This is a genomic window from Actinosynnema sp. NPDC002837 (assembly GCF_040295345.1).
Lineage (GTDB): Bacteria > Actinomycetota > Actinomycetes > Mycobacteriales > Pseudonocardiaceae > Actinosynnema.
In genome coordinates, this window is the sequence record NZ_JBEOVG010000120.1 from 1 (window position 1) to 24,170 (window position 24,170).

Sequence of the window (24,170 nt, forward strand, 5' to 3'; positions counted from 1 at the left end):
CGGCGGCGGCGGGGTCGGCGGCGGCGGGGTCGGCGGCGGCGGGGTCGGCGGCGGCGGGGTCGGCGGCGGCGGGGTCGGCGGCGGCGGGTTTCGCGATGGCGTCAACGGCCGCGATCGGGTGAGCGGCGGCGACCGCCGGGTCGGCGAGGCCGGGAGTGGCGGCGGCCGCTGGGGCGGCGAGGCCGGGAGCGGCGGCGGCAGACGTGGCGGGCGCGCGGTCGGCGGCGGCAGGGTCGGCGAGGCCGGGAGCGGCGGGGGCAGGGGCGGCGGGCGCACGGTCGGCGGCGGCGCGGTGGGTGGTGGTTGTGGTGGCGTTGGAGCGAGGCCCGGTGCTCACCGTTTGGTTGGTCACGCGACGTCCTCCTAGCGTCACCCGCATGATCGCTCGTACCCCAGAAGAGTTGCCCCTGCTGTTCGCCCAAGCCTTCAACGCCGGCGACCCCAGCGGGCTTTACGAGCCCGGGGCGCAGCCGGCCGAGCTCGACGGACACCTCGCACTCACCGAAAAGATGACCGTCGTCACCCGAAAGGTGATCACGAGGAACGACCTGGCCCTGCTCATCGTCGACTGGCGCATCGGCGACATCACCGGCACGGCGACCGACGTCGCCCGCCGAGGCCCCGACGGCGCCTGGCGCTACGCGATCGACAACCCGTCAGGCATCGCGTAGGTACTCCAACTGCGCCCGCACCGACCACTCCGCCGCCGGCCACAGCGAACGATCCACCTCCGCGTACACCACCTCCACCACCTCGCGCGCCGTCGGAGCACCGCCCAACGCCGCCACCGCCGCCCGAACCTGCGCCAACCGCTGCTCCCGGTGCACCAAGTACCCACCGGCGGCAGCCACCACGTCCGGCAACTCCGGCCCGTGTCCCGGCAACCCGATCGTGCCCACCGGAAGCGTGGTCAGCAGCCGCAACGACTCCAGGTAGTCACCAAGTCGCCCATCCGGATGGGCGACCACGGTCGTCCCCCGACCCAGCACCGTGTCCCCGGTCAACACCGCGTCGTCCAGCAGGAAGCACACCGAGTCAGCCGTGTGCCCCGGCGTGGGCAACACCCGGATCGACAACCCGGCCGCCGAGATCACGTCACCCTCCGCCAACCCCTCCCCACCCAGCCGGAACGCCGGGTCCACCGACCTCACCGGCGCATCCACCAGTCGCCCGAACGAACGTGCCCCATCCGAATGATCAGGATGACCGTGCGTCAGCAGCACCACCTCCACCGGCGCTTCCAACGCGATCCGCCCCAAATGCACGTCATCCGCCGGCCCGGGATCGACCACCACGCACGACGCCGACCCGGGCGCGCGCAACACCCAGGTGTTCGTCCCCTCCAACGTCATCACACCGGGGTTCTCCGCCAGCAACACCGCCGCCGTGGGCGTGACCTGCCGCAACACCCCATAAGCCAACCCGCTCACGGCACGACCACCCGGAACACCGACCCCTCCCGCACCAACTTCGGAATCACCTTCGACACCGTCCGGGGCGCGTCCAGCACCGCCGCCACCGACCCCAACTCGTCCAACTCCGTCAACGTCACCCAAGTGGGCGGCATCAACGCCCGCCGCCCGCCCTTCCAGTCCGCCAGGGCCTCCGCGGGCCGCTGCCAAGCCGCGTCCGAGGCCTCCGTCGTCACCCCGTCGGCGCTCTGCCCCTCCGGCAGCACGGCCACGAAGAAGTACGTGTCGTACCGCCGAGGCTCCTCCACCGGCGTCAACCAGTTCGCCCACGGCCGCAGCAGATCCGCCCGCAGCACCAACCCCTCCGCGGCCAGGAACTGCGCCAACGACAACTCCCGCCCCACCAACGCCGCACGCGCCGCGGCGTAAGCAGCCGTGTCGGCCACCACCGACGACGACGAAGGCCCGGCCAACAACACCCCGGACTCCTCGAACGTCTCCCGCACCGCCGCGCACACCAAAGCCGTGGCCAGTTCGACGGAACACCCGAACCGCGACGCCCACCACGACGGCGGCGGCCCGCTCCACGCCACCGAGGTGTCCGCGTCACGCCGGTCGACCCCGCCACCGGGGAACACGGTCATCCCGCCCGCGAACGCCATCCCGGCCACCCGCCGCAGCAGGAACGCCTCCAGCCCCGCCGCGCCGTCACGCACCAGCACCACGGTCGCCGCGTCACGGGGCTCCACCGGGGGCCCGCTGAAGTCCGGGGGCACCGCGGAGGCCGGCAACACGAGTTCATCGGGGAGTTCGCGCACGACCCGAGCCTACGAGGATCATCCGCGTGTGGACACCACGCGCAAAGGCTGCCTCCTCAACGTCCTGCTGTTCGTCACGGGCGCGATCCTCGGCACGGCCCTGACGGCGACCGCCGCCGTGCTCCTCTTCCTCCCCGGCAGCACCACGACCAGCACGAACGAGGGCTCGCCGAACGTCTACGTCAAAGAGCGCTCCAGCCTGGTCGGCGGCACGCACCACGAGGTGTGGCTCGGCCGCACACCCGACTACGGCCACGTGGTGGAGATCCCGAACGGCTGGGACACCACGCCCGAGGTCGAACGCCGCCCGGACGGCGTGGAGCTGACCTTCGACCACGGCGGCCGGATCTTCGTCCCGGAATCGAGTTACGTCGGCGGCCGATGAAAGGCAGGATGGGCCAAGTGGACGAACAGCTGCGCGTAGGACTCGTCGGTGCCGGCCCGTGGGCGACCATGGTGCACGCGCCGGGCATCGCCGACCACCCGGGCACCCGCCTGACCACCATCTGGGCCCGCCGTGAAGAGGCGGCCACCGAACTCGCCCTGGCGCACGGCGCGGCCGTCGCCAAGACCCCCGACGAGCTCATCGCCGACGTGGACGCGGTCGCGTTCGCCGTCCCGCCGGGCGTCCAGGCCGAGATCGCGATCAAGGCGGCCGAGCAGGGCAAGCACCTCGTCCTGGAGAAGCCGATCGCGGCCAGCCTGGCCGACGCCGAACGCCTCGCCGACGCCGTCAAGGCCAACGGCGTCGCCTCCCTGGTCGTCCTCACCAAGCGCTACGCCCCCGAGACCCGGGAACAGCTGGCCCAGCTCGAGCAGCAGGGCGGCTGGGTGGGCGGCAGCGCGCGCTGGCTCACCGGAGCGCTCCTCGGCGGCCCGTTCTCGCACTCGCCGTGGCGGCACGAGCGCGGCCCGCTGGACGACATCGGCCCGCACGCGTTCGACCTGCTCGACGCCACCCTGGGCACGATCACCGACGTCATCGCGGCCAACCGGTCCGAGCACGGCCTGTGGCAGATCGTCTTCCAGCACGAGGGCGGCGCGACCAGCGTGGCCACGATGACCATGACGTTGCCGCTCAACCCGAGCATCGCCGAGGTGATCGTCTACGGCGAGCACGGGCACCGCGTGCTGGCCGACCGCGGCACGACCGCGCAACAGGCCTTCACGAACCTGCTGGACGACTTCGTGGCCATGATCGACAGCGGCACGACCGAGCACCCGCTGGACGTCCGCCGCGGCCTGCACCTGCAGCGGATCATCGACCTGGCGCGGAGGAAGGCCGAGGCGTGAAGCAGCTCGGCCCTGCCGCCCCCTCACCGGGGACGACAGGGCCGAGCTGTGGAACCTCTAGCCGGGGTACTTGCCGTTCGTCGGCTTCGGCGTCCCGTTGACGAACTCGGGGCCACCGGGCCACGACTGCTGCTCCCGCTGCGCCAGCTCCTCGTGCAGCTGCTGCAACAACGCCCGTTCCCGGTCGCTGAGCTTGGCGTCCACGGTCGGCGGCAGCTGCACGGCGGCGGGCGCCTGCCCCTCCGCCAACGCGGCCTGCAACGCGGCCAGGTCGTCCGGCCCGAGTTCCGTGGTGACCTCGGCCCGCGACAGCGGGTGGTCGTCCGGGAACGCGAACATCGGCATCGGCGGCCGTTCGTCGACCACGGGCGGCGGCTCGACGGGCGCCTCCTCGACGCGCACGTCCAGCACCCCGTCCGGGTGAACGTCGACCACGTGCACCTCGTCGTCAAGGCGAACGTCGTCAACGCGGACATCGTCGACGCGAACGTCCTCGACGTGGGCGTCCTCGACGCGCGCTTCCTCGACGCGGACGTCCTCGACCGGCTCGCGCACCGGCAACCGCTTCACCGGCTTGGGTGGGAACGGCTGCACGCCCTCGTAGGACTCGACGCGCGCCCGACGTGACTTGGAGCCGTTCTGGGGTTCGACAGGCACCGGTTCCGGCTCGACGACCGGTGCCTGGCCCCGGACTTCACCGTCGAACCACGCGGCCGAGTCCGGTGGTGGCTGTGGGCTCGTGGACCCCGACGGGAAGAACACCTCGCGCGCCGTGGTGACGGCCGCCGCGTGGTACTCGCCGAGTTGCGTGCCCACGGACAGCACCTCGACCGCCGCGCGGATGCCCGCCTTGCGCAGCACGGTGTCCACCCGGTAGGCGGTGGCGGGCGCGAAACCCGCCGGGCCGATGTCCACCAGGACGACCCGCTGGGGCAGCGGTCCGGGCGTCGCGCCGGCCGGGCTGGACCGCCACGTGGCACGCACGCCGCGCACGTCCGGCAGCACCGACACGGTCTTGCCCAGCACGTCGCCCAGGCCCTCGGCCGGGTCGGACTCCACGCTGAACCGGTGCTTGACCACCGGCACGCGCTCCACCGCGAACAGCCTGTCCGCCAGCGTCCGGTCCGACCGGACCTCGCCCAGCAGCAAGCCGATCTCGTGGCGTTCCTCCGGCGACACCGGGATGCGGCCGGCCAGCAGGCAGCCGACGACGAGCTCCACGGCTCTGTCCAGCTCGGCGACCGCCAGCAGCTCCCGAGCCTGGGTCAACGCGTCGTCGTCGACGCGTCCGGCCAACGCCAACAGGAGGTCGTGTAAACGGACGGGGAGTCCCACTCCGTCGTTCGTCACGCCTGTTCTCCTTCCGGCCCGCGCGGGAGCGCCGAGCTCTATACGGGCACCAAGTGCCCGTCGGCGTCAGCGCCGGCGCACACCAGCTCCGATGCCGCCAACGCCGCCCTGTGGTAGGGCGGCAGGTCCAGTCCGGCGGGCAGGACCTCAACACAGGGGTCGTGCTCGCCGAGCGCCCGCAGCACCCGCTGGAGCTCACCGGTCAGCCGGGCTTCGCCGGTCGAGGCGGTGACCAGGATCACCCTCCTGGGTCCGCCCTCGCCCAGCCGCCACGAGGACCGGACTTCGCCGACCCCGAGGCGTCCCCGCAAGGTCGCTCCGAGCACCACGGTCGCGGAATCACCCATCGACACCCGATCGGGTGATTCCGGGGAGAAGGTGTAGCCGGATTCGGGCAGTTCGTCCAGCCCTTTGACAGAACTGATCGTGGACCGGTCGGCCCCGTGCGGCACGAGGGCGTCGGCCAGCAGGCGCTGCTCGTAGTCGGTCAGACCGATCCTGTCGTGCAGCAACGTGCGCGGGAGGGCTCTCGCGAGCACCGCGACGGCGTCCGTGGCGGCCCAGTCCCGGAACCTCCAGAGGAGGTCGTCCGGCAGCCGACCGGCCAGCCTCAGCAACAGCTCGTGGCACGTGTCCGACATCTCACTCCCCGATCTCGACGATCAGTTCCACCTCGACCGGCGCGCCCAGCGGCAACTCGGCGACGCCGACCGCGGCCCGCGCGTGCCGCCCGGCTTCGCCGAACACCTCGGCGAGCAGGTCGGAGGCGCCGTTGATCACGGCGGGCTGGCCGGTGAAGCCGTCGGCGGAGGCGACGAACCCGACCAGTTTGACGACGCGCACGACCTTGTCGAGGCCGACCAGCGCGTCGACGGCGGCCAGCGCGTTCAGCGCGCAGGTGCGGGCGTGCGCCTTGGCCTCTTCGGGGCTGATGTCGCCGCCGACCTTGCCGGTGGCGGCGAGCGAGCCCTTGACGAACGGCAGCTGCCCGGACGTGAAGACCAGCTGCCCGGTGCGCGCGGCGGGCACGTAGGAGGCGACCGGAGCCGCGACCTCGGGCAGTTCGACACCCAACTCGGCCAGACGTGCCGTCCAGCTCATGCCTTGGGCCGCTTCAGGTAGGCGACGTGCTGCTCGCCGCTCGGGTTCGGCAGCACGGTGACCAGCTCCCAACCGTCGGCACCCCACTGGTCCAGGATCGCCTTGGTGGCGTGGATCAACAGCGGGACCGTCGCGTACTCCCACTTCTGCATGAGCGGCAGCCTAGCGGGGTGTCGAATGGGGGCACCCGTCCGAGTACCCCCATTCGTGTCACGCCGTGCTCAGACCCGAGACCTCTTCACATCGGCCAGGAACGCGGAGAAGGCCCGCACGCCGAACTCCAACGTCCCGCCGTCCCGGTTCTTGGTGTCCCGCACCCCGGCGACCTGCTCACCGATCGCCAACTCGACGCACTGCGCAGCGGAGGCGCTCCGGCTGCTCTTCCGCCATCTTCGGTCGGTCACGAATCTCCTAGTGTGTCCCGCACTTCCTTGATGAGGCCCACGGAGTCCTCGGCCGTGAGCGCGAGGCGTGCCGCGTCGTCCCACACAGCCGACAGCACCTCGGCATCTTCATCTTCCACCGCCGCGAGGCCGGTCAGTGCCTCCACATAGGCCGTGATGGGCTCGTCCGACTCGGCGAAGTCCAGCAGGTGCAGCCCGCCGGCCTGCGCCTCGTACGCCCCACGGCTGTACGGCAGGACTTGGATGGTCACGTTCGGCAGGTCGGCCACGGCGACGAGGTGGTCCAACTGCCCGCGCATCACCTCGGCCCCGCCCACCAACCGCCGGAGCGCCGCTTCGTCGACCAGCGCGTGGAACTCCAACGGCTTCTCGCGGGACAACAGCTCCTGCCGCTCAGACCTCTCGGCGGCGGCGTGCGCGTCCCAACTGTCGCCGATGATCCGCCTGGAGGTGGCCCGCGCGACCGCCTCGGCGTAGCCGGCCGTCTGGAGCAGGCCCGTGATCAACGCCGGGTCGAGCGAGCGTTCCCGCACCGCCTCCAGCTCGTCCATCCGGAACCGCTTGTAGCCGCTGGGCAGGTCGCGGGCGTGCTCGATCGCGTACGGGTCGACGTCGGCTACCTCCCAGAGCTGGAGCGCGCGTGTCTTCTCCTCCGGCGTCGCCCCGATGACGTCGAGGACCATCGCCAGCGTGGGCCAGCGCGCCAGGGCGTCGCCGGAGAGCATCCGGACGATCGTCGGCCGGGACACCCTTGAGGCCTTGACCACCTCGTCCACCTTGAGGCCGGACCGCTCCAGGATCGGCCGGATGTGGCGTCCGAGCCTGCGCTTGCCCCGCGTCGAGCCAATAGCCATTCGATCACCCTAACCACTCTCGGTGACAACGTATCGCCCGAACTTCACTCGTTCGATTCGACCGACTTGAACAAATCAAACTGTACTCTCAAACCATGGATGACGAAGACGTGGTCGCGGAGGCGCCGAGGCTGTTCGCGATCGTCCAGGAGGACGCCGAGGACGGGTGGGTCGCGGCGTGGGGCCTGGACTTCGGGGACGGCACGGCGGAGGTGACGGGTCCGGAGGGCGGTCCGGGCCTGCGGATCTCGACCACGAGCGCGGAGCGGGCGCTCTGGTACTTCGCGATCGACAGGACGGCGCGGGCGCGCCTGGTGTGGGTGGAAGGGGAGGAGGTGGTGCCGGAGCCCCAAAGCGTGACGTGACTGGGCCATCACGCGGCGCTAGCGTTGATCACGTGGAAACGTGGCGGATCGTCGCCACCAGCGCGTTCCTGCTGGGCGGGCTGGTGATGATCCTCGTCGGGATGGCGCAGGCGCGGGATCGCAAGGGCGCCAAGCGGCCCGACGTGATGCGGGCGTTGCTGATCGGGGCGGTGGTCGTCGCGGTCGTGGCGGTGCTGATCGCGTACGTGCTGCCGTCGGTCCTGGCGTGGGGCGTCGTGGCGGCGACCGCCATCGCGGTGGTGTTCGTCACCATGTGGGACTGACCGTGGCAGGCGGCGTGGCCAGCGGTTCTCAGGGCGGCGCGCATAGGCTGATCTGGTGAACGGCTGGACCGACGAACTCGCCCGTGCGCGACTGCACGTGGTGACGGGCAAGGGCGGGACCGGCAAGACCACGGTCGCCGCCGCGCTCGCGCTGGCGCTGGCCACCGGCGGACGGCGCGTGCTGCTGGTGGAGGTGGAGAACCGGCAGGGCATCGCGCAGCTGTTCGACCGCCCGCCGCTGCCGTACTCCGAGGAGCGGATCGCGTCGGCGCCCGGTGGCGGCGAGGTGCGTGCGCTCGCGGTGGACCCCGAGGCGGCGCTGCTCGAGTACCTCGACATGTTCTACAACCTCGGCTTCGCCGGCCGGACGTTGAAGAAGATGGGCGCGATCGAGTTCGCCACCACGCTCGCCCCGGGCCTGCGGGACGTGCTGCTCACCGGCAAGGTCAAGGAGTGCGTGCGCCGCGCGGGCAAGACCGGGCGGCACGAGTACGACGCCGTCGTGCTCGACGCGCCGCCGACCGGTCGGGTGGTCCGGTTCCTGGACGTCACCAGGGCCATGGCCGACCTCGCCAAGGTGGGGCCGATCAAGGGCCAGAGCGACGGCGTGGTCAACCTGCTGCACTCCGGTGACACGGCGGTGCACCTGGTCGCGCTGCTCGAGGAGATGCCGGTGCGGGAGACGTTGGACGCGGTGGCCGAGCTGGACGCCGCGGACCTGCGGCCGGGCGCGGTGTTCGTGAACCGGGTCAGCGCGCCGCGGCTGCCCGCGCGGTCGGTCGCGTCGGCGTCCGAGGGGCGGGTCGACGCCGGGCGGGTGCGCACCGGGCTGGAGGCGGCGGGTCTCGACGTGGACGCCGACGTGCTGGACGGGCTGGTCGAGCAGGCCGTGGAGCACGCGTTGCGGGTCCGCATGGAGGAACGGGCGAAGGAGAAGCTGGCCGAGGCGGACCTGCCGACGCTGGAACTGCCGGAGGTGACCGACGGGGTGGACGTGGCCGCGCTCTACGAGCTGGCCGAGGTGCTGGTCGGGCGGGGTGTGCGGTGAACCGGCTCGACGTGGACGCGTTGCTGGACGACCCGGCGACCCGGGTGCTGGTGTGCTGCGGGTCCGGTGGCGTCGGCAAGACGACCACGGCGGCGGCGCTGGCCATCCGTGCCGCCGAACGCGGCAGGCGGGCCGTCGTGCTGACCATCGACCCGGCGCGCAGGCTGGCGCAGTCGCTCGGCCTCGGCGAGCTGGACAACCAGCCGCGACGCGTCGAGGTGGAGGGCGTCAAGGGCGAGCTGCACGCGATGATGCTGGACATGCGTCGCACGTTCGACGACATGGTGTGGCAGCACGCCGGTCGTGAGCGGGCCGAGCAGATCCTGGCGAACCCGTTCTACCAGACGATTTCCACGTCGTTCTCCGGCACGCAGGAGTACATGGCGATGGAGAAGCTGGGCCAGCTGGTCGAGCGCGACGAGTGGGACCTGGTCGTCGTGGACACGCCGCCGAGCCGGTCGGCGCTGGACTTCCTGGACGCGCCGCAGCGGTTGTCGACGGTGCTGGACGGCAAGCTGATCCGGATGCTGTCGGCGCCCGCCCGGGCGGGCGGGCGCGGCATCCGCAAGATCGTGGGCGCGGGCTTCGGCCTGTTCACCAAAGCCGTGTCCACCATCGTCGGCGGCCAACTCCTGCAGGACGCCTCGACGTTCGTGCAGGCGTTCGACAGCATGTTCGGTGGCTTCCGGCAACGCGCCCAGGCCACCTATGAGCTGCTGCGATCACCCGGAACCGGATTCTTGGTGGTCGCGGCGGCCGAACCGGACGCGTTGCGCGAGGCCAGCTACTTCGTGGAGCGGTTGAGCGCGGAACGGATGCCGTTGACCGGCCTGGTCGCGAACCGGACGCACCCGGTGCTGGCCCCCTTGCCGGCACCAGGCGCGTTGGCGGCGGCGGACCGGCTCGAGCGCACTGGGGACGCTCCGCTGGCTGCCGCGGTGTTGCGGGTGCACGCGGATCGCGTGGCCGTCGCCGATCGGGAGAAGCGACTGCTCGCGCGGTTCACCCGTGCGCACCCCGGTGTTCCGCTGATCGGGGTACCCGCGCTGCCTACCGACGTGCACGACCTGGACGGTCTGCACGAGATCGGTCGGCGGTTGGCGGGCGAGTAGTGGAGCCCGGCCGGTCAGCCGACCGCGGACTCCTCGTGGTGCTCCTGACGTGCGGTGTCGAGGAGCTCGTGCCATGAGGTGACGTCCGGGCGACGCCGCAGCAACGCCCGCCGTTCACGCTCGGTCATGCCGCCCCAGACGCCGAATTCGATCCGGTTGTCCAGGGCCTCGGCGAGGCACTCGGTGCGCACCGGGCATCCCAGGCACACCACCTTCGCCTTGCGCTGCTCCGCGCCGCGCACGAAGAGCTGGTCCGGCTCTTCGTCACGGCACGAGGCCTTGATCCGCCAATCCCCCTGCACCTGCTGCATATCCCCCACCTCAGTTCACACAGTGCCCAGACGTTCTAAATCCGCCACACCCCTGCCGCGGATGCCGTAGGCTCACCATCGAGTGGTCATGCCGTTGGCTGCTGTCTTGGACAGTGACGGACTGTAGAGCCTTCCGGTTCCACCTCCAACCCTGGGTTGCCCACCTGTTACCTGTCTTGAGTACGAGTACTCATCCTGCGTAATCAACTGTGCGCGAATCCGATCACCTCTTCAGGTGCCGCGTACGCTGACCTGCATGCGAGCCAGGAACGGCGTGCTGAAACTGCTCGGACTGTGTCTGCTGGCCGGGGTGCTGCTGGCAGGCATGTTGTTCCCTGTCGTCGGCTCGCTGGGGATGGTGTCGAACAGAGCCAGCGACACCGTCGACAGCATCTCCGCCGACCTGGTCACCACCGACCCGCCGTTGATCTCCACGATCACCGACAAGGACGGCGCGCCGATCGCGTACCTGTACGACCAGTACCGCGTGCTCGTCGAGCCCGACATGATCTCGCCGACGATGAAGGCCGCGCTGGTCTCGGTCGAGGACCGGCGGTTCTACGAGCACCAGGGCGTGGACTGGCGGGGCACGATCCGGGCCGGGCTCACGAACCAGTTCAGCGGCTCGGTCACGCAGGGTGCGTCCACGCTCACGCAGCAGTACGTGAAGAACTACCTCGTGCACGTCGTCGCGCGCAACAACCAGGTCGAGCAGCAGAAGGCGCAGGAGCAGACGGTCGCGCGCAAGGCCCGCGAGTGGCGCATCTCGTTGCAGCTGGAGAGCCAGCTCGGCAAGGAGGAGATCCTCGCCCGGTACCTGAACGTGGTGCCGTTCGGCTCGACGATCTACGGCATCGCGGCGGCGTCGCAGGCGTACTTCAACACGACGGCGGACAAGTTGACCGTGCCGCAGGCGGCGATGCTCGCGGGCATGGTCAACAGCCCGTCCGCGCTGAACCCGGAGGTGTTCCCGGAGAAGGCGCTGGAGCGGCGCAACCAGGTGATCGACAAGATGGTCGAGAACGACAAGCTGTCGCGTGACGCCGCCGAGGCCGCGAAGGCCGAGCCGCTCGGCCTGGCGACGCCGGTGCGGACGCCGCCCAACGGGTGCGTCGGGGCCGGGCCGGAGCACGGGTTCTTCTGCTCGTACGCGTTGAACTACTTGGCGCGCAACGGTTTCAGCGAGGAGCAGCTGAAGACCGGCGGCTACACGATCCGGACCACTTTGGACCGCACGATCACCGATCACGCGAAGCGCGCGGCGGAGGGCCAGGTCGCGAAGTCGACCGACGGCATCGCGAACACGGTGGCGGTCGTGCGGCCGGGCAAGGAGCGGCACGAGGTCGTGGCGCTGGTGGCGAACCGTGATTACGGGTTGAAGGCCGACCAGTTCCAGACGCAGTTCGACCTGCCGTCCGGGGTGGAGAACAAGTTCGGGGCCGGGTCGGTCTACAAGGTGTTCACGGCCGCGGCGGCGTTGGAGAAGGGCATGGGCATCGAGAGCACGATGGCCACGCCGAACTCGTACGTGTCGCGGGTGTTCAAGGGTGGTGGGGACAAGTGCCCGCCGGCCCCGGAGCCTGCCACGCGGTGGTACTGCCTGGGCAACGCGTCGTCCACGTACCCGCCGCAGATGTCGTTGCAGACGGCGTTGCAGACCTCGCCGAACACCGGGTTCGTGATCCTGGAAGAGCAGCTGGGCATGGACCCGGTGGTGGACATGGCGTCGCGGTTGGGGATGCGCGAGACGATGGCGACGAACATCGCGGGCGTGCGGCCGGACCCGAAGGCGAAGAGCAAGGAGCTGCGGGTCTCGCAGACCGAGTTCTACAAGTCCAACGGCGGCAACGCTTCGTTCACGTTGAGCCCGGCGCCGGTGAGCACGTTGGAGCTGGCGAACGTGGCGGCGACGATCATGAGCGGCGGCGTGTGGTGCCCGCCGTCCCCGATCGCCCAGATCGTGGACCGCTCCGGCCAGCCCGTGCCGGTCAACGAGGCGCCGTGCGAGCAGGTCGTGGCCGAGCCGTTGGCGAACGGCTTGGCCGTGGGGATGTCGAAGGACGACCAGGGCAGCGGAACCGCCGCCGCCGCGGCGCGGCAGTTCAAGTGGACCCGGCCGATGCTGGGCAAGACGGGGACGACGGAGGACTACAAGTCGGCCGCGTTCATCGGCGCGACGCCGGACTTCGCCGGTGCCGTGCAGACGTTCAACGACGGCGTGGAACCGCGCGGGATCTGCGTCAACGGCGGCCCGCCTCGCTTGTGCGGCAAGGGTGACATCTACGGCGGCACCGTGCCCGCGCGGACGTGGTTCGACACGATGACGAAGGTCCACGAAGGACTGCCGGTGCGCGGCATGCCGGCCGTCGAGGAGCGCTACCTGAAGGGCGGCAGCGAGATCCGCGTGCCCGACGTCGTCGGCCGGAACGTCAACGACGCCACCAGGATCCTCGAACAGGCCGGCTACAAGGTCTCCGCGCAGAACCGCAACTCCGACCAGCCGAAGGGCCAAGTGGTCAGCCAAACACCGCGCGGCAGCGCCCTGAAGGGCACCGTGATCACCCTTCTGGTGTCCACGGGCTACGTCCCCCCGCCGCAGGCGAGCGACCCACCGCCGACCAGCGAATCCCCCGACCCGGGCCAAGGCCAACCGGGCCGCCCAGGCGACCCCGGCCGCCCCACGGGCCCGCCACAAATCACCATCCCCACCGACCCACCGCGCCGCTAACCCCCGCGCCGCCAACCCACACCCCCGCGCCCCGGACGGCCGGACTCCTCACCCCGCCTGCTCCGACGTCGGCGGTTCGGGCGCTGGCGAGTGCGGCGCGTGCGGCGCGTCTGCCGCCGGAAGCGCTCGTCGGGTCGTTGGCCCGGTGTCGTCGCCGTGGTGGTGGGGCGGTGGCCGTGGAGCGGTGGCCGTGGTGGCGGCGGTGGGGCGGTGGCCGTGGGGGCCGTCGCGGTGGGCCGTCGCACTGGGCGGCGGTCGGGGCGGTGGGCGGTCGGGGTGCTCTTGGGCGGTCGGGGGTGGTTTCGGCGGTTCCGCTGGTTTTCAACCGAGGTGCGGTAACAGTGTTTCCGTACATTTTCGGGCGATGATCACCCGATTGTGTACGTCCTGACCGTCCCGGCAACCGGGCCCACGCGCCGACCGCGAGCCGCTAGACCGTTCGACCACAGCCGTCCCGGCCTGCCGCACGGGCAGAGGCGAGGCGTCTGCGGACGCTGCCAAGCTACCGCAGCCAGCAGAACCGGGCCTCAGGCGAGCTTGGCCTTGACCGCGGCGGCGACTCGGCCGCCGTCCGCGCGACCCGCGACCTGGGCGTTGACGGCCTTCATGACCTGGCCCATCTGCCGCTGGCCGGGCTGCTCCCCGAGCTGCTCGGCCACCTGGGCGATCGCGGCGTCGACCAGGATCGCCAGTTCGGCGTCGTCCAACTGCGCCGGCAGGTAGTCCTCCAGCACCTTGGACTCCGCCTGCTCCAGCTCGGCCTGCTCGGTCCGCCCGGCGCCGGCGAACGCCTCCGCCGCCTCCTTGCGCTTCTTCACCTCACGGGTGATGACCTTGAGCACCTCGTCGTCGCTCAGCTCGCGAGCGCTCTTGCCGGAGACCTCTTCGGTGGTCAGGGCGGCCAACGTCATCCGCAGCGCGCCCGCCCGCACCGTCTCCCGGCCCTTGATCGCCGCCGTCAGGTCCGCCTGCAACCGCGCCTTCAACTCCGCCATGAGCCGGAACGGTACCGGGAAGCCCGTCGCACCCCGAATCGGTCAACCCCCTACCCTCGACTACGTGAACACGCTCGTCCGAACGCTGCTCGCCACGACCGCCCTGGGCACCGCCACGCTCGCCTACGCCGCGGGCATCGAGCGCAGGCGGTGGACGTTGCGCGAGGCGACGGTGCCGGTGCTCGCGCCGGGCTCGTCGCCGCTGCGCGTGCTGCACCTCTCGGACCTCCACATGATGCCGGGCCAGAAGTCCAAGCAGCGGTGGGTCGCGGCGTTGGACGAGTTGGAGCCGGACCTCGTCGTGAACACCGGGGACAACCTGGCGCACAAGCAGGCCGTGCCCGCCGTGGTGCGCGCGCTGGGTCCGCTGCTGAACCGTCCCGGCGTGTTCGTGTTCGGCAGCAACGACTACTACGCGCCGCGCCCGAAGAACCCGGCCCGCTACCTGCTGCCGTCGGCGAAGACGCGGCGCGTGCACGGCATCCCGCTGCCGTGGAAGGACCTGCGCGCGGCGATGATCGAACGCGGTTGGCTGGACCTGACCCACGCGCGCCGCCGGTTCGAGGTGAACGGCCTGGAGGTCTTCGCCGCGGGCCTGGACGACCCGCACCTCAAGCGAGACCGGTTCGACGAGATCAGCGGCCCGCTGCCGGACGTGCCGCTGCGGCTCGGCGTGACGCACTCCCCGGAACCGCGCGTGCTGGACCCGTTCGCGGCGGAGGGCTACGACTTGGTGCTGGCGGGCCACACGCACGGCGGCCAGCTGCGCATCCCGGGCTACGGCGCGATCGTGACGAACTGCGAACTGGACCGCTCGCGTGCGCGGGGCGTCTCGCGGTGGGGCGCGCACATGTGGCTGAACGTGTCGGCCGGCCTGGGCACGTCGCCGTACGCGCCGGTGCGCTTCGCGTGCCCGCCGGAGGCGAGCCTGCTGACCTTGGTGCCGCGCCCTGTCGACGCAGGTCAGGACGTGTCCGAAGCGAAAAGGGATACCCGGTTCGGAGTGGGTGGGAACGTCAGGTAGAGTTCTCCTCGTTCGAGAGCAAGCCGGGGTGTGGCGCAGTTTGGTAGCGCGCTTCGTTCGGGACGAAGAGGTCGCAGGTTCAAATCCTGTCACCCCGACCAGATCAGGGCCTGTCCGAGAAGTCTTCGGACAGGCCCTGAGTCGTTTTCGGTGCAGCTCACTTCGCCTGCTGTCGGCGGTTCGAGCGCGCTGGAGCGTTTGTGCCGGCAGAGGCATGATCGCGTTGGCCGCAGCGGGTGGCGCGGCGTTGGTGGAGGACACCAGGCACGCAGGCAAACCGCCGACGCGTGATGTGGCACGGGGCCGGCAAGCGGACGGCGACGGGTTCGCGAGGGCTTGAGTCAGCGGCGGGCGCGGTCACGGGTGGTGAGGCCGTGACGCGCGCTCTCTGCTCGGTCGGGTCGACGGCCCGACCCGGTCACACGCCCCGCAGTGGCGGGTACGGCTGGTCCGGCTCGGGCGGTGCGTTCTGCTTGTTCAGGTTCCTGGCTTCCTGGAGTTGGTCCTCCAGGGTGACGATGCGGCACGCGGCGTCGAGGCTCATGCCCTGGTCGACCAGTTCCCTGACCCGTGCGGCCAACCGGAGTTGGTACCGGGAGTAGCGGCGGTGGCCGCCTGACGAGCGCTCCGGCTCGATCAGCTTCGCCTCGTCGAGGCCCCGCAGGAAACCCGGCGTGGTGCCGAGCATCTCCGCGGCCCTGCCCATCGTGAAGGCGGGGTAGTGGTCGTCGTCCAAGTTGTCCGCCGCCGGTCGCGGCTCGTTCGTTTCTGGGGTCATCGCACCTCCGCGCCACGAGGGGCCCGGTGCCGTCTGTCGGCACCGGGCCCCAGGGTTATGGGTTCCCACCATCCGGCCTCGCGGCCGGTTTACCGTGTCCGCGTCATCCGCCCGTACAGCGGCGGAGACTGCGTGGATCGCGTTTGCGTAACCGGAGACCACCTTCCAATCTTTCTGGACTGCGGTACCCGCCTGGCCCGACTTCAGCCCGAGGCAGGCGATCCGATGGTGTTCAACCCTTCCCTTCTTCTCTGGTTTCCGGACTTTCTCGCCACTCGTTCGACGGCCGACACCGGACTTCTCGCTTGCTCCGGCTCACCTCGTCGACCGCCCGGCCACCGCGCTGGAACCCCTTCCACTGATCGGCTCCAGCTCGCCTGACCGCCTTGCCACTGCACGCGCGGGTCTGTCGGCTCGGAGTGCGACTTGCTGTCCTGCGTAAATCGTTTGCACTCCGGGTACCGCACGCGCCGACCGCCCTCGCGTCACGGGTAGTTCGTCATCTCCCGTGCCGATCCGACGTTCTCTCGTACAGGGAGAACACTACACACGTCGAGGTGCGAATGTCTACTCCGGCGATCATAGATTTACTCGACCGGGCAGCCAGGACTACCTGACCTGGGGAGACGTCAGTCGCGCCTTCCAGATCTCCTCGCTCGGCCACTGGCTCGCCCACGCCGACGACACCTCGTGGAACTCGCGGTTCGCGGGGGTGGGCGCCTGGATCTCGATCAGGTCGTCCACGGTGAAGCCGGACGAGCGCAGCAGCCGCAGCATGTCGCCGTGCGGCAGGGTGAACTCGGTGGAGTCGGCGTAGTCGACCCGGTTGAGGCCGAACTGCGGGCGCATGAGCGACGTGGACGCGGTCGTGCCGTCGCGGGCGCACAGGGCGAACAGCGGTGACCGGTGGAGGAAGACCAGGTGGCCGCCCGGCCGGAGCAGGCGTGCGGCTTCGGGGATCCAGCGGTGCGGGTCGCACCAGAGGGAGGCGCCGTACTCGCTGATCGCGAGGTCGAAGGTGGCGTCGTCGCGGGGCACGCGCTGGGCGTCGCCGAGGAGTAGCGGGAAGTCGAGGCCGAACTCGGCCTGCATCTCGCGGGCGGTGTCGAGCTGGCGGGCCGAGATGTCGATGCCGACGGGACGGGCGCCGAGCCTGGCGAGCCACGCGGACACGTAGGCGGTGCCGCAGCCGAGTTCGATGACGTCCATGCCGGACACGTCGGGCGGCAGCACGGAGACCTCGGACTCGGGGGTGGCCCACAGGCCCCACTGCGGCTCGGTCTTCGCCCAGTGCTCACGGGCCAGTGGTCCGTGCGCCGCGGCGGCGGTGTCTTCCCAGTGACGGCGGTTGAGTTCCGTGTGGTCGATCATCCGCTCATTGGAGTGGCTCGCCCGACCACGGGCGAGCGGTTTTCCCGCGCCGGGGCGTCCGGGAGGGTTCGCCGGCCCTCCCGGACGCGCGCCGGCCGGACGTCACTTGACGTGCGGTCGCAGCTCCGCGAGGCGCCGGAGGAGCTCGCCGACCTCGTTCCAGTCGAGCTTCGCGGACTCGCCGGGCGGGGTGTGGATGCAGACGTTGCCCTCTTCGGTGAGCGACACCTCCAGCGTCCGCCGACGACCCAGGGCGTCGACGCACCCGACGCGACCGCCCTGCCGAACCGTGTTCTCGATCATCGGTCAGACCTCCCTGCGCTACCACCCGTGTAACTCGTGATTCGTTCGGACCAACGAGGACGTTACGAACTACTCCTCGCTGTTGCTTAATTCGTCCACTGCCATCTTCCGTGAACCTTCGTCACGTTGGGCTACACCGTTCGAGTGAACGTTGACGATTCAAGTGACGTTGCGTAACGAGCGGCGGGGTTCGGGCGACGACGAGTCAACGCGTCGCGCCGCCGCCCGCCACCGCCAGCAGGGAGATGCCCGATGACCACCACCACCGCCGTGAAGAGCTGGGTCCCCGTCGTCGCCTCGATCCAGGTCGCGCTCGGGTTAGCCGGTCTGGTCGCGGTTCTGGCCTCGCCCACCGCGGCCGTCGTCGTCGCGGCGGCGGTGGCGCTGATCGCCCTCGCGGTCCGCGCCCTGCTCCGCGCGTCACGCCAGGTGGACCGGATCCTGGCCGAGGAACTGGACCGCTAGTCGACCCCGCAGCCCGCCAGGTCACGCTCCACCAGGTCACGCTCCGTCGCGTCCGGCGCCGGGAACGTCTCGCGCAACGTGAACGCGAACGGCGTCGGACCGTCCTCGCGCAGCCGCACCAGCCGCTCCTGCGCCTCCGCCACGGTCGGCCGGTGGCCGGCGGGCACCCACCACAGCGCGGTCATCGCCTCGGCCGGCCGCTCGAAGTACTGCCTGCGCTCCCGCAGCACGGCCACGTGCTCCGGCCCGTACACGTAGTCGACGAGCGCCTGGTGCGACGCCCACGTCGACATGTTCACCAGCAGCCACTCGTCGTCGAAGATCCGCATCGCGGTCGCGTCGCCGTCCTCGGTCTGCAGCCGCCACCGGAACCCCGGCGCGCGGTCGGCGACCGCGTTCACCGGGTCCAGCGCCGCCACGAACCCCGCCATCCGCGGGCTGTCCAGCGGCGCGAGCATCCGGCCGATGTTCACCTGCGCCAAGTCGTACCCGTCCCCGGTCATGTCCGCACGCTAGCCGGGAAGATCGACAGATGGGAGATCTCACCGAGGTTCGGCGCGCGTACGGGACGGGCGACCTGGCGGCGTTGCCGGTGTTCGCGGGCGGCTTCATCAACTTCGGCTACTGGGCGGGCATCCCGCTGGACGGCGAGCTGACCGTCGAGCAGCGGATCGCCTCGCAGGAGGCCCTGTACGACCTGGTCGTGGCCGCGCTCTCGATCGGGCCGGGCGACCGGGTGCTGGAGGTCGGCTCGGGGCACGGCCTGGGCGCGCGTCGCGTCCTGCGGCGCGAGCCGGCGGTGGTCCGGGGCGTCGACCTGGTGCCGGAGCAGGTCGCGCGGGCGACGGAGGCCAACGACGACCCACGGGTGGCGTTCGTCCAGGGCGCGTGCGACGACCTGCCGTTCCCCGCCGGCTCGTTCGACGCGCTGCTGTCCGTGGAGGCGGCGCAGCACTTCGAGGACGTCCCGGGGTTCGCGCGCGAGGGCGCCCGCGTGCTCGCGCCGGGCGGCCGGTTCGCCGTCACCACGTTCTTCACCAGGACGGGTGACGCGGCCGAGCGGCTGGCCGGGTTGCTGAAGACGTTCGCCTCCGGCCTCGACCACGCGCACCGCGTCGACGACGTGGTGCGCGACCTGCGTGCGGCGGGGTTCGCCGACGTCACCGCCCGCAGCGTCGGCGAGCACGTGTGGCGCGGCCTGGACCGGTGGCTCGAGCAGGGGCCGCGCCCGGACCACTGGGACCGCAACTGGTTGCGCGCCGTCGAGCAGGGTCTCGTGGACTACTACCTGGTCACCGCGCGGAAGCCGGCAGGATCGGGGCTGTGACGACGCACCCGACCGCCGAAGTGCCCGACCCGCTGTTCGCCGACGCCGAGGCCGAAGCCCGCTGGCGGGCCCGCTTCACGGCCCCGCGCGTGAGCCTGCCGGGGTGGGCCGACGACGCACCCGACCGCAGCCTGTACCTGTCGAACTCCAGCGGTGTGTGGGAGATCTACGCCTGGGACCGCGCGAGCGACACCCACCGCAAGGTGACCGACCGCCCGAACGGCACGTCGCACGGCGCGCTCAGCCCCGACGGCGACACGATCTGGTGGTTCGCCGACACCGACGGTGACGAGTTCGGCACCTGGGTCAGCGAGCCGTTCCAGCCGGGCCGCGACCCGAAGCCCGCGGTGGACGGCGTGCGGGCCGGGTACCCGGCCGGGTTGGAGATCGGGCACGAGGTCGTCGCGGTCGGCACGTCCACCGACGACGGCACCACCGTGTACGTGGCGCGGGGCGGCGGGCCGGCCGAGGTGATCTACGCGCACGAGAACGACGGCGGCGTGTCGGCGCTGTCCAAGGACGAGACGCTGGTCGTGCTGTCGCACTCGGAGCACGGCGACAACCGGCACGCGGCGCTGCGCGTGGTCACCCCGTCGGGTGAAAAAGTCGCCGAGAAGTGGGACGGGCCGGGCAAGGGCCTGGACGCGATCGCGTTCAGCCCGGTGCGCGGCGACAACCGGCTGCTGGTCGGGCACGAGCGGCGCGGCAAGGAGGAGCTGCTGATCTGGGACGTCGCGGCGGACACCGAGACCGAGGTCGTGATCGACCTGCCGGGCGAGATCAGCGCCGACTGGTACCCGGACGCGAAGTCGCTGCTGGTCGTGCACACGTTCCAGGCGCGCAACACCCTGCACCGCTACGACCTGGCCACCGGCGTGCTGCACGCGTTGGACACCCCGCACGGCACGGTCGGCAGCGCGAACGTGCGGCCGGACGGCGCGGTGGAGTACTCGTGGTCGTCGGCCGCCCGGCCGGGCGTGGTGCGGGTGCTGGACGTGGACGGCGACGAGCGCGTGCTCCTGGAGCCGCCCGGGCACAAGGCCCCGCCGTCGGTCGACCTGACCGACGTGTTCGTGGGCGAGGTGCACGCCCTGGTCGCCCGGCCCGCCGACGCGCCCGACGGTCCGCTGCCGACGGTGTTCCACCTGCACGGCGGGCCGCACTCGGCGGACGAGGACCGGTTCTCCGCGTACCGCGCGGTGTGGCTGGACGCCGGGTTCGCCGTGGTGCACGTGAACTACCGCGGGTCCACCGGGTACGGGTCGAAGTGGCGTGACGCGATCGAGGGCCGGCCGGGGTTGACCGAGCTGGAGGACGTGGCGGCGGTGCACGAGTGGGCCGTCGGGTCCGGGTTCGCCGACCCGGCGAAGTGCGTGGTCAACGGCGCGTCGTGGGGCGGGTACCTGTCGCTGCTGGCGCTGGGCACGCAGCCGGAGCGGTGGGCGGCCGGGGTGGCGGGCGTGCCGGTGGCCGACTACCTGGCCGCGTACGAGGACGAGATGGAGCCGCTGCGCGCGTTCGACCGGGCGTTGTTCGGGGGTTCGCCGGAGGAACTCCCCGACCGGTACCGCGAGTGCTCGCCGTTGACGTACGTGGACGCGGTGCGCGCGCCGGTGCTCGTGCTGGCGGGGGAGAACGACCCGCGCTGCCCGATCCGGCAGATCGACAACTACCTGGAGCGGCTGGCGGCGCGCGGGGCGGCGTACGAGGTGTACCGGTACGACGCCGGGCACGGTTCGCTCGTGGTCGCGGAGACGATCCGGCAGACGGCCGCCGAGGTCGCGTTCGTGCAGCGCGTGCTGTAGCCGCGGGCCTGGCCGAGCCGGCCTGCGGGGCGAAGCTGCGCAGGAGTCCCCGCCCAGGGGATCCCTGTTTTCGATATTACCGAGGGGGTCCGACATTTTCGGGGGCCGCCGGATGTCCGGTGGCCCCCGAAGATCGGTCGAGGCCGGTGCGCGGGCAGGTGGGTCAGGCTTGCTGCGCCTGCCACATCCAGTGCGCCTGCTCGAAGTTCTTCGTGATCTCGATCAGCAGGTCCTGGGTGACGAGGTCGGACTTGTCGGTCTCGTCGATCCGCTTGCGCAGCCGCCCGATCAGCTCGCCCAGCGCCGTGACGACGGCCGCGACGACCTGGTCCTCCTTCAACCACCCGCCGGGGAACTCCGGCACGCCCGAGCCCTCCGCCACGGTCTTCGCCTTGCCGTCCGGCGAGATGCCGAGCGCGGCGGCCCGTTCGGCCACCTCGTCGGTGTACGTGCGGGCGGTCGTGACGAGCTCGTCCAGTTGGAGGTGGACGCTGCGAAAGTTCTTGCCGACCACGTTCCAGTGCGCCTGCTTGGCCACCAGGGACAGGTCGACCAGGTCGACCAGGGTGGCCTGGAGCACCGCCGCGACCGACGCCTTGTCCGCGTCGGCCAGGGGGCTGGTGATCGGAGACTTCTGCGACTTGCTCATGGGTCTGACGCCTCCTCAGACGGTGGTCGTGAGGGCCACCTCGATGTTGCCTCGCGTGGCGTTGGAGTACGGGCAGATCTGGTGCGCGGCGGCGGACAGCTGCTCGGCCACGGCCTGCTCGACGCCCGGGACGTGCGCGACCAGCTCGACGGCCAGCTGGAAGCCGCCGCTGCCGTTGGCGCCGAGGTCGACCTTCGCGGTCACCGACGTCTCGCCGATCTTGACCTTGGCCTGCCGCGCGGCGACCTTCAGCGCGCTGTGGAAGCACGCCGCGTACCCGGCCGCGAACAGCTGCTCGGGGTTGGTCCGGTCGCCGCCGGGGCCGCCGAGCTCCTTGGGCGTGGAGAGCTGCTCGTCGATCACGCCGTCGGAGGAGCGGACCTCTCCGTTGCGGCCGTCCCCGACTGCGATGGCTTCCGCGGTGTAGAGCACCTGCATCTTCAACGCTCCCCTTCGAGCTGGTGGTCGAGCCCGTCGATCAGCCCAACACCCGGCCGAAGCCGAACCACACCCGGTCGTGTGGCAGCTCACGCCCCCTCACACGTACCCGCTCAGCCCGCCCTCGACACGGCGAACTCGGCCACCTGTCGCCCGATCGTGCGGAGTTGGTCGGCCACGGACGGCACCGTGCAGCCGCCTTCGAGGTCGAACTCGACCTCGCGCGAGTTCACCGCCGCGCCCAACGGCGTGGGCCAGCCGCGCAGCGCGTGCACGATCGAGCGCAACGCGGTCAGCGTGGTCACCGACGCCTGCCAGCCCTGGGCGGTGGCCACGCAGCCGACCGCGCGGCCGTCGAGGTAGGGGCGCGCGTCGCCGCGCAGGTCCTCGATGTAGTCCAGGGCGTTCTTGACCAGGCCGGACACCGTGCCGTGGTAGCCGGGCGAGACGAGCACGACGCCGTCCGCGCCGCGCAGCGCCTCGACCAGCCGGTGGGCGTTCTCGGTGCGGTCCGGGATGGCCGGGTCGTAGAACGGGAGCACCAGGTCGGGCCCGGAGACCTCGACGACCTTCGCGCCCGCGTCCACGGCGCCCTCCAAGGCGATCCTCATCGCGCGCTCGGACTGCGAGTTGGGGCGGAGGGATCCGCCGATGCCCACCACGGTGACCGTCATGGTGTCCGATCCTGCCACCTGGACCTAACTGGAGGTCCAGTCGCTCGCCCGAGCCCCTACCGGCGAGTAACGTACGTCTCATGTCGAAGCTCGCCGAGTCGATCCCTCCCGGTGTCCTGGCCGGTGCCCTGCGCTTCGTGTTCGGCCTGCCCGCGCCGCTGCGCAAGCTGATCGCCGGCCGTCCCGTCACGGTGGACGGCCAGCGGCTGCACCCGGAAGCCCAGCTGCTGCTCAGGCTGCAGCAGCTCAGCGGCGAGGACTGGCAGACGACCACGCCCGCCGCGAACCGCCTGGCGCTGACCCGCAGCAACGCGCTGGTGTGCGGTCCCGTCATCGGTGGCGTGGCGGTGCGCTCGCTGTCGCTGGACGGCGTCGGCGCGCGGTTCTACGAGCCGACCGGGCTGGCCGACGGCTCGCCGCTGCTGGTCTTCTACCACGGCGGCGGGTGGGTCAGCGGCGACCTGGACAGCCACGACAACCTGTGCCGGTTCCTCGCCGTCGAGGGCGGGGTGCGGGTGCTGTCGGCCGACTACCGGCTCGCGCCGGAGCACCCGTTCCCGGCGGCGGCGGACGACGCGCGGGCGGCGTTCGAGTACGCGGTGGCGCACGCCGAGGAGCTGAAGGTCGACCCGCGGCGGATCGCGTTGGGCGGTGACAGCGCGGGCGGCAACCTGGCGGCTGTGACGGCGTTGCACGCGGGCGAGGTGAAGCCGGTGTTCCTGCTGCTGTTCTACCCGGCGGTGGACGCGTCGGTGCGCCGGCGGTCGCGGGAGCTGTTCGGCAACGGGTTCTTCCTCACCGACCAGAAGATGGACTGGTTCCTGGACCACTACGCGCCCTCACGCGAGACGCACACCGATCCGCGGCTGTCGGTGCTGCTGGCGGAGGACCTGAGCGGGCTGCCGCCGACGTACCTGGCGACGGCCGGGTTCGACCCGCTGCGGGACGAGGGCGAGGCGTTCGCGGAGAAGTTGGCGCGGCAGGGCGTGCCGGTGGTGCTGCGGCGGTACGAGGGGCTGTTCCACGGCTACGCGAACATCCTCGGCGTCGGTGGCGTGTTCCGGGAGGCGGTGGCGGAGGCGGTCGGGTCGCTGCGCACCGGGTTGGCGCTGGCCAACACGCGGCAGGACATCCCCGAGACCGCGTGACGCGCGGCCGGGCGCCCCCGGCCGGGGGGCCCCCCCCCGGGGCTCAACCGCCCCGGCCCCCGGGCCCCCCCCCCCCCCCCGGCTCCGCCCGCCCCCCCCCCCGCGGGCCCCGC

Annotated in this window: 31 protein-coding genes and 1 tRNA gene; 14 read left to right on the forward strand and 18 right to left on the reverse strand. The window is 71.4% G+C overall.

Annotated features, from left to right (window positions below):
* Positions 1–352: hypothetical protein (locus ABTZ99_RS40925; protein WP_499618429.1), on the reverse strand; the 352-nt coding region annotated here is incomplete at its 3' end.
* A gap of 25 nt (positions 353–377) precedes the next feature.
* Between ABTZ99_RS40925 and ABTZ99_RS40930 the strand changes: the two genes are divergently transcribed.
* Positions 378–671 (forward strand): YybH family protein, encoded by a 294-nt coding sequence (locus ABTZ99_RS40930; protein WP_499618431.1) that lies wholly within the window; start codon positions 378–380, stop codon positions 669–671.
* Here the strand turns inward: ABTZ99_RS40930 and ABTZ99_RS40935 are convergent.
* Positions 657–1,430 carry an MBL fold metallo-hydrolase gene (locus tag ABTZ99_RS40935; RefSeq protein WP_498779224.1) on the reverse strand — a complete coding sequence of 258 codons (774 nt, stop codon included), beginning with the start codon at positions 1,428–1,430 and terminating at the stop codon, positions 657–659. The two genes, ABTZ99_RS40930 and ABTZ99_RS40935, sit on opposite strands and share 15 nt — an antisense overlap.
* Entirely contained in the window at positions 1,427–2,230 is an 804-nt protein-coding gene (locus ABTZ99_RS40940) for an NUDIX hydrolase (protein WP_499618433.1), read from the reverse strand. Before ABTZ99_RS40940 ends, ABTZ99_RS40935 begins: the two co-directional genes overlap by 4 nt.
* A gap of 28 nt (positions 2,231–2,258) precedes the next feature.
* Between ABTZ99_RS40940 and ABTZ99_RS40945 the strand changes: the two genes are divergently transcribed.
* Entirely contained in the window at positions 2,259–2,615 is a 357-nt protein-coding gene (locus tag ABTZ99_RS40945; protein ID WP_499618435.1) for a hypothetical protein, read from the forward strand.
* 8 nt (positions 2,616–2,623) lie between these two features.
* A complete protein-coding gene (locus ABTZ99_RS40950; protein WP_498779364.1) occupies positions 2,624–3,523 on the forward strand; it encodes a Gfo/Idh/MocA family protein in 900 nt (299 codons plus the stop codon).
* 57 nt (positions 3,524–3,580) lie between these two features.
* Here the strand turns inward: ABTZ99_RS40950 and ABTZ99_RS40955 are convergent, their stop codons facing one another.
* From ABTZ99_RS40955 to ABTZ99_RS40980, 6 genes are all read right to left on the reverse strand, one after another.
* Entirely contained in the window at positions 3,581–4,873 is a 1,293-nt protein-coding gene (locus ABTZ99_RS40955; RefSeq protein ID WP_499618437.1) for a hypothetical protein, read from the reverse strand.
* A gap of 38 nt (positions 4,874–4,911) precedes the next feature.
* Entirely contained in the window at positions 4,912–5,514 is a 603-nt protein-coding gene (locus tag ABTZ99_RS40960) for a hypothetical protein (RefSeq protein ID WP_498779218.1), read from the reverse strand.
* Between the two features lies 1 nt (position 5,515).
* Complete coding sequence (locus tag ABTZ99_RS40965) at positions 5,516–5,974, reverse strand: RidA family protein (protein WP_230570029.1); 459 nt, start codon at positions 5,972–5,974, stop codon at positions 5,516–5,518.
* Complete coding sequence (sp36, locus tag ABTZ99_RS40970) at positions 5,971–6,126, reverse strand: Sp36 family protein (protein WP_141979599.1); 156 nt, start codon at positions 6,124–6,126, stop codon at positions 5,971–5,973. Before sp36 ends, ABTZ99_RS40965 begins: the two co-directional genes overlap by 4 nt.
* 69 nt (positions 6,127–6,195) lie before the next feature.
* Positions 6,196–6,378: a DUF397 domain-containing protein gene (locus ABTZ99_RS40975; protein ID WP_498779216.1), complete on the reverse strand. Its 183-nt coding sequence runs from the start codon at positions 6,376–6,378 to the stop codon at positions 6,196–6,198.
* Positions 6,375–7,232, reverse strand: coding sequence for a helix-turn-helix domain-containing protein (locus tag ABTZ99_RS40980; protein WP_499618440.1), 858 nt, complete (start codon positions 7,230–7,232; stop codon positions 6,375–6,377). Before ABTZ99_RS40980 ends, ABTZ99_RS40975 begins: the two co-directional genes overlap by 4 nt.
* A 95-nt stretch (positions 7,233–7,327) precedes the next feature.
* Here ABTZ99_RS40980 and ABTZ99_RS40985 point away from each other — a divergent pair, with 95 nt between their 5' ends.
* The 4 genes from ABTZ99_RS40985 to bagB are packed head-to-tail and all read left to right on the forward strand — an operon-like array spanning position 7,328 to position 10,041.
* Positions 7,328–7,597 carry a hypothetical protein gene (locus tag ABTZ99_RS40985; RefSeq protein WP_498779212.1) on the forward strand — a complete coding sequence of 90 codons (270 nt, stop codon included), beginning with the start codon at positions 7,328–7,330 and terminating at the stop codon, positions 7,595–7,597.
* A gap of 32 nt (positions 7,598–7,629) precedes the next feature.
* Complete coding sequence (locus tag ABTZ99_RS40990; protein ID WP_498779210.1) at positions 7,630–7,881, forward strand: hypothetical protein; 252 nt, start codon at positions 7,630–7,632, stop codon at positions 7,879–7,881.
* Positions 7,882–7,936: 55 nt separating this feature from the next.
* Positions 7,937–8,929: an ATPase BagA gene (bagA, locus tag ABTZ99_RS40995; RefSeq protein WP_498779208.1), complete on the forward strand. Its 993-nt coding sequence runs from the start codon at positions 7,937–7,939 to the stop codon at positions 8,927–8,929.
* Positions 8,926–10,041, forward strand: coding sequence for an ATPase BagB (gene bagB, locus ABTZ99_RS41000; RefSeq protein WP_498779206.1), 1,116 nt, complete (start codon positions 8,926–8,928; stop codon positions 10,039–10,041). Before bagA ends, bagB begins: the two co-directional genes overlap by 4 nt.
* A gap of 14 nt (positions 10,042–10,055) precedes the next feature.
* Here the strand turns inward: bagB and ABTZ99_RS41005 are convergent, their stop codons facing one another.
* Complete coding sequence (locus tag ABTZ99_RS41005) at positions 10,056–10,352, reverse strand: WhiB family transcriptional regulator (protein WP_123744590.1); 297 nt, start codon at positions 10,350–10,352, stop codon at positions 10,056–10,058.
* A 256-nt stretch (positions 10,353–10,608) separates the two neighbouring features.
* Here ABTZ99_RS41005 and ABTZ99_RS41010 point away from each other — a divergent pair, with 256 nt between their 5' ends.
* Positions 10,609–13,080 carry a penicillin-binding protein gene (locus ABTZ99_RS41010; RefSeq protein ID WP_498779204.1) on the forward strand — a complete coding sequence of 824 codons (2,472 nt, stop codon included), beginning with the start codon at positions 10,609–10,611 and terminating at the stop codon, positions 13,078–13,080.
* Positions 13,081–13,607: 527 nt separating this feature from the next.
* Here the strand turns inward: ABTZ99_RS41010 and ABTZ99_RS41015 are convergent.
* A complete protein-coding gene (locus ABTZ99_RS41015; RefSeq protein ID WP_498779203.1) occupies positions 13,608–14,075 on the reverse strand; it encodes a GatB/YqeY domain-containing protein in 468 nt (155 codons plus the stop codon).
* 64 nt (positions 14,076–14,139) lie between these two features.
* Between ABTZ99_RS41015 and ABTZ99_RS41020 the strand changes: the two genes are divergently transcribed.
* Together ABTZ99_RS41020 and ABTZ99_RS41025 are read left to right on the forward strand one after the other, a co-directional pair.
* Complete coding sequence (locus ABTZ99_RS41020) at positions 14,140–15,099, forward strand: metallophosphoesterase (protein ID WP_230570038.1); 960 nt, start codon at positions 14,140–14,142, stop codon at positions 15,097–15,099.
* Between the two features lie 24 nt (positions 15,100–15,123).
* Positions 15,124–15,200, forward strand: a tRNA-Pro gene (locus ABTZ99_RS41025).
* 317 nt (positions 15,201–15,517) lie between these two features.
* Here the strand turns inward: ABTZ99_RS41025 and ABTZ99_RS41030 are convergent.
* From ABTZ99_RS41030 to ABTZ99_RS41040, 3 genes are all read right to left on the reverse strand, one after another.
* Positions 15,518–15,877: a helix-turn-helix domain-containing protein gene (locus ABTZ99_RS41030; protein ID WP_230570040.1), complete on the reverse strand. Its 360-nt coding sequence runs from the start codon at positions 15,875–15,877 to the stop codon at positions 15,518–15,520.
* A gap of 609 nt (positions 15,878–16,486) precedes the next feature.
* Positions 16,487–17,248 (reverse strand): class I SAM-dependent methyltransferase, encoded by a 762-nt coding sequence (locus ABTZ99_RS41035; RefSeq protein ID WP_498779200.1) that lies wholly within the window; start codon positions 17,246–17,248, stop codon positions 16,487–16,489.
* Positions 17,249–17,350: 102 nt separating this feature from the next.
* Positions 17,351–17,551, reverse strand: a complete 201-nt coding sequence (locus ABTZ99_RS41040) for a hypothetical protein (protein ID WP_073897285.1) — start codon at positions 17,549–17,551, stop codon at positions 17,351–17,353.
* A gap of 252 nt (positions 17,552–17,803) precedes the next feature.
* Between ABTZ99_RS41040 and ABTZ99_RS41045 the strand changes: the two genes are divergently transcribed.
* Positions 17,804–18,016, forward strand: coding sequence for a hypothetical protein (locus ABTZ99_RS41045; protein WP_498779198.1), 213 nt, complete (start codon positions 17,804–17,806; stop codon positions 18,014–18,016).
* Here ABTZ99_RS41045 and ABTZ99_RS41050 read toward each other — a convergent pair.
* Positions 18,013–18,519, reverse strand: coding sequence for a DUF3291 domain-containing protein (locus ABTZ99_RS41050; RefSeq protein ID WP_498779196.1), 507 nt, complete (start codon positions 18,517–18,519; stop codon positions 18,013–18,015). The two genes, ABTZ99_RS41045 and ABTZ99_RS41050, sit on opposite strands and share 4 nt — an antisense overlap.
* Before the next feature lie 29 nt (positions 18,520–18,548).
* Here ABTZ99_RS41050 and ABTZ99_RS41055 point away from each other — a divergent pair, with 29 nt between their 5' ends.
* Both ABTZ99_RS41055 and ABTZ99_RS41060 read left to right on the forward strand, forming a co-directional pair.
* Positions 18,549–19,343, forward strand: coding sequence for a class I SAM-dependent methyltransferase (locus tag ABTZ99_RS41055; protein ID WP_499618445.1), 795 nt, complete (start codon positions 18,549–18,551; stop codon positions 19,341–19,343).
* Positions 19,340–21,148, forward strand: a complete 1,809-nt coding sequence (locus ABTZ99_RS41060) for a prolyl oligopeptidase family serine peptidase (RefSeq protein ID WP_499618446.1) — start codon at positions 19,340–19,342, stop codon at positions 21,146–21,148. Before ABTZ99_RS41055 ends, ABTZ99_RS41060 begins: the two co-directional genes overlap by 4 nt.
* A gap of 163 nt (positions 21,149–21,311) precedes the next feature.
* On the opposite strand, the gene ABTZ99_RS41065 is transcribed toward ABTZ99_RS41060, so the two are convergent.
* The 3 genes from ABTZ99_RS41065 to ABTZ99_RS41075 all read right to left on the reverse strand — a co-directional run bounded on the left by ABTZ99_RS41065 (position 21,312) and on the right by ABTZ99_RS41075 (position 22,909).
* A complete protein-coding gene (locus tag ABTZ99_RS41065; RefSeq protein ID WP_498779190.1) occupies positions 21,312–21,797 on the reverse strand; it encodes a Dps family protein in 486 nt (161 codons plus the stop codon).
* A gap of 15 nt (positions 21,798–21,812) precedes the next feature.
* Positions 21,813–22,235: an organic hydroperoxide resistance protein gene (locus tag ABTZ99_RS41070; RefSeq protein WP_498779188.1), complete on the reverse strand. Its 423-nt coding sequence runs from the start codon at positions 22,233–22,235 to the stop codon at positions 21,813–21,815.
* Between the two features lie 113 nt (positions 22,236–22,348).
* Positions 22,349–22,909 carry an NADPH-dependent FMN reductase gene (locus ABTZ99_RS41075; protein ID WP_498779187.1) on the reverse strand — a complete coding sequence of 187 codons (561 nt, stop codon included), beginning with the start codon at positions 22,907–22,909 and terminating at the stop codon, positions 22,349–22,351.
* An 80-nt stretch (positions 22,910–22,989) separates the two neighbouring features.
* On the opposite strand from ABTZ99_RS41075, the gene ABTZ99_RS41080 reads away from it, so the two are divergent.
* A complete protein-coding gene (locus ABTZ99_RS41080) occupies positions 22,990–24,057 on the forward strand; it encodes an alpha/beta hydrolase (RefSeq protein ID WP_499618450.1) in 1,068 nt (355 codons plus the stop codon).
* The last annotated feature ends 113 nt before the right edge of the window (positions 24,058–24,170 follow it).